The 3,739-nt window shown below is 67.5% G+C and carries 1 protein-coding gene and 1 pseudogene; both read right to left on the reverse strand.

What is annotated here, in order from left to right:
- Positions 1-481, reverse strand: a pseudogene (locus ACTOWK_RS23530) (hypothetical protein); the annotation flags it as partial.
- A 16-nt stretch (positions 482-497) separates the two neighbouring features.
- A partial coding sequence (locus ACTOWK_RS23535) for an isopeptide-forming domain-containing fimbrial protein (RefSeq protein ID WP_441332496.1) occupies positions 498-3,739 on the reverse strand: 3,242 nt, incomplete at its 5' end.

Consider the following 3,739-nt stretch of genomic DNA (forward strand, 5'->3'; position numbering starts at 1 on the left):
CGGCGCGCTGGATGAACGAGGCATAGTTGTTGTACGCGTAGAAGCGCACCGGCTTGAGCACCTTAGTCCCGTCGAAGGACACCAGGCTGGTGCCGCTGACGTTCATCTCCGGCCGGCCGAGGGTGGGATCCTCGGTCGCCCAGATCACCCCGCCGTTGGGCAGGCTGATCGACCACTTGCCGATCGCCACCGCCTTGCCCGGCTGCTCCAGCGCCACCGACACGCGGCGGTCCGGCTGCAGGGCTTCCGACGAGGATTTCGTCGTCGTGCCCTCGGTGACCGGCTTGCTGTAGCTGCGCGTACGCAGCTTGAACAGCAAACCGTCTTCGCCGCTGCACGCCTCTTCCGTGCAGGTCATGGCTTCGGCGGGCGGCGCCTCGGACTGGGCAGTGGTCTCTTTAGTGGACTCCTGCGCAGTCGCCAACGGGGCTGCGCCCGCCAACAGGCTGATCAGGGTGTAGTCCAGCAATTTCATCTTCATCTTCATGTCCGCCCCCTCAATTCCGCTTCACGTCGACAGGGGCGGTCGGATCGTTGCTCGACTCGACTCGCACCTTGGCGCGCACTTCGGGGCTCAGTCGTTGGGCCAACGCGTCGTAGACGGCCTTGGCGCGTCGCATGCCGAGCGCAGTGTTGTATTGGTACGAAGCGCGGACATCGGTGTGGCCGACGATCGCGATGACGCCGCCGTGCATGCGTTCCAGCGCAGCAGCGACCTTGTCGAGCAGCGGCTCGAATTCCGGACGGATGGTCTCCTTGTTGGTGTCGAACAACACCGTGCCCAACAGCGCACCGCCCTCGCCCAGGCCGACGATCAGCGAACCCGGGTCGTCGGCGTTGCCGCGGACGCTGACCTTCAGCGCCTGCAGCACGTCGGCCGGCAGTTGCTTGACCAACGCGGCCTTGACCGCGGAAGCCCGATCGAACGCCAGCGACTCGCTATCGCCGTTGGCGCTGATCACCACCTCACCGCCGCGGTGCTGCTTGATCTTGTCGGCCATCTTCTCGATCGCCGGCAGATACTGCGCACGCACCTCGGCGCTGCCCGGGGCGAAGAAGACTTCGCCCAGTTCCATCTCGACCTGCTCCTCACCGCCTTCGATCAGCCCGGCCGGCAGCTTGACGCCCCAGTCGAAGCGGACCGGCAGGCCCGGGGTGACGCGACGCGTCAGCGGGTTGTCGGTGGTGAACACCGTGCCCGGCGGCAGGGTCGACGGATCGACCTTGAGGATGAAGTTGCGGCCGCGTTCCAAAGTGCCCACGTCCACGCCCTCGAGGTGATAGCGGCCGTACTGGTCGGTCTCCATCAACAAGCCCTCGATCGAGGCGATGCGCACGCCCGGGATACCGCGTTCGTCGACACCGGTGTTGCGAACGATGTAGTCGACCAGGTAGCCGCCCTCGGTCGGGCTGACCCGACGTTCCACCGTCGGTGCCGCGCCGCTCAGGTTCTTGGCCGCGTCGCCGCTGCGCTCGATCCGGGTGGTACCGGCCGCATCCATCCGCACCGTCACGCCCTGCTTGGTGGTCAGCGCGAAGTCGTCGTTGAAGCTCAACTCCTTCAGGCGCTGGCTGATCACCACGCGGTGCGCGTCGGCCGGATCGGCGTCGGACTGACGGGCCGAGATGCTGCCCAACACGATGCCGTGCAGCATCGGCGAGCTCGCGTCCGGTTCCGCCTTCGGACCGTTGCCGCGGTCGACCGTAGTCGAGTTCGGCACGTAAGCCTCGGCAGCGAAGCCGCCCTGGACCCGCGCGTCGTCGATCGCCGCGCTGTCCTGCCAACCGTCGCTGTCGCGGTCGTCGAACACGGTACCCAGGATCAGGGCGTGGTCGAGCAACGGATCCGCAATCAACTGCACTTCGGCCGTGGCCACGTTCGAGACGATCTTGCCGTTGTCGCGCATCAACGCGCTGTTGGAGTGGATGCCCGCGCGCACGCCGGCGCCGACCCGCAGCAGGTAGGTGAACGTCGCGCGCTCACCGGCGGCGATGTCGACCTGGTCGACCTGGATCGGATAGGTACCGACCAGGCGACCGACGCCGTCACGGTCTGCGACCGACAGCGAACCGTCGACGAAGGTGAAGCCCGCAGGCGGCGTGTCGACCAGGGTCGCGTCGATCGCGTCGACGGTGCCGGTGTTCTCGACCGTGACCGTGTAGCGGACCAGGTCGCCGATCTTCACGTCGCGCGGCGACGCCTGCTTGATCACCCGCAGGGTCGGCGGCGGCGCCACCGTGGTGCTGGTGGTGCACGCGCCCACGCAGGCCGGGTTGTCCGTACCGGTGCCGACGACGGTGTTGTTGACCGTCTCCGACGCCTGTGCGTTGACCGTCGCGGTGTAGCTCACCGTGTAGGTGCCCGGCACCGTACCGGCCGGCAAGGTGCACACCAGCGGGTTAGCCGCATTGCAGCTGTAGCCGGCCGCACCGGTCACCGCGGTGAAGTCCAGACCCGTGCCGAGGGTATCGGTCAGGGTCAGGGCATTGCGAGTCGGCGCATTGGCCACCGTCGTCGTCAGCGTGTAGGTGATCGTGTCGCCTTGCGCCACCGGGCCGGCCGTGCTGGCCGACTTCGTGTAGCTGACCACCGGCGGCGCGACTTCCGTCGTCACCGAGCAACCCGCGTTGCTGCAATTCGGAGCGTCGGTACCGGTACCGACCACAGCGTTGTTGACGCTGCCGCCGGCCTGGCCGTTGACCCGCGCGGTGTAAGTCACCGCGTAGCTGCCCGGCACCGTACCTGCCGGCAAGGTGCACACCAGCGGATTGGCCGCATTGCAGGTGAAGGCACCGGCGCTGGTCACCGCGACGAAGTCCAGACCGGACCCCATCGTGTCGGTCAGCGTGGTCACGCCCGTCGTCTGCGCGTTGATCACCGTCGCCGTCAAGGTGTAAGTGATCACGTCGCCGACCACGACCGGACCGGCGGTGCTCGCCGTCTTCTCGTAGCTCACCGCCGACGCCGTCACCGGGGTGGTCGTGGTGCAGGTGCCGGTGCAGGTCGGATTATCCGTACCCGTGCCGACCACCGCGTTGGTCACGCCGCCCGTCGCCTGCGCATTCACTCGTGCCGTGTAGGTCACGGTGTAGACGCCCGGCACCGTACCGGCCGGCAATGTGCACACCAGCGGATTGGCTGCATTGCAGCTATAGGCGCTCGCCGGGCTCTGACCGGTCACCGCCACGAAGTCCAGGCCAGCGCCCAGCGTGTCGGTCAGGGTCAGCACACCGATGGTCTGCGCGTTCGCCACCGTCGTCGTCAGGGTGTAGGTGATCACGTCGCCGACCACGACCGGACCGGCGGTGCTGGCGGTCTTGGTGTAGCTGACCGTCGACGGAACCACCGGGGTGTTGATCGTCGTGGTGCACGACGGATCCGTGCTGCCCACCGGACAGGCCGTACTGGTCGAGGTCGCGGTGTTGCTGATCGAACCGGCGGTCACGTCGGCCGCGGTCACCGTGTAGGTGCCGGTCAGCACGCAGGTCGCGCCCGGCGCCACCGTGGCGCAGGTCGTGCTGCTCGGGGTGATCTTGCTGTCGTTCACCACCACGTTGGTCAGGTTGCCGCTGGCGCTGGTGTTGGTCACCGTCACCGTGTAGGTCAGCACATCGCCCACCGACACCGTGCCGCTGCCGTCGTTATCGGCATTGGCCATGGTCTTGGCGATCGTCTGGCTCAACGCCGTCACCGGCGTGGTCACCGTCGTCGTGCAGGCCGGATCGGTGCTGCCCACCG

Origin of the sequence: Lysobacter sp. CA196 (assembly GCF_052078695.1) — a bacterium.
In the GTDB taxonomy this organism is placed as follows: domain Bacteria; phylum Pseudomonadota; class Gammaproteobacteria; order Xanthomonadales; family Xanthomonadaceae; genus Lysobacter.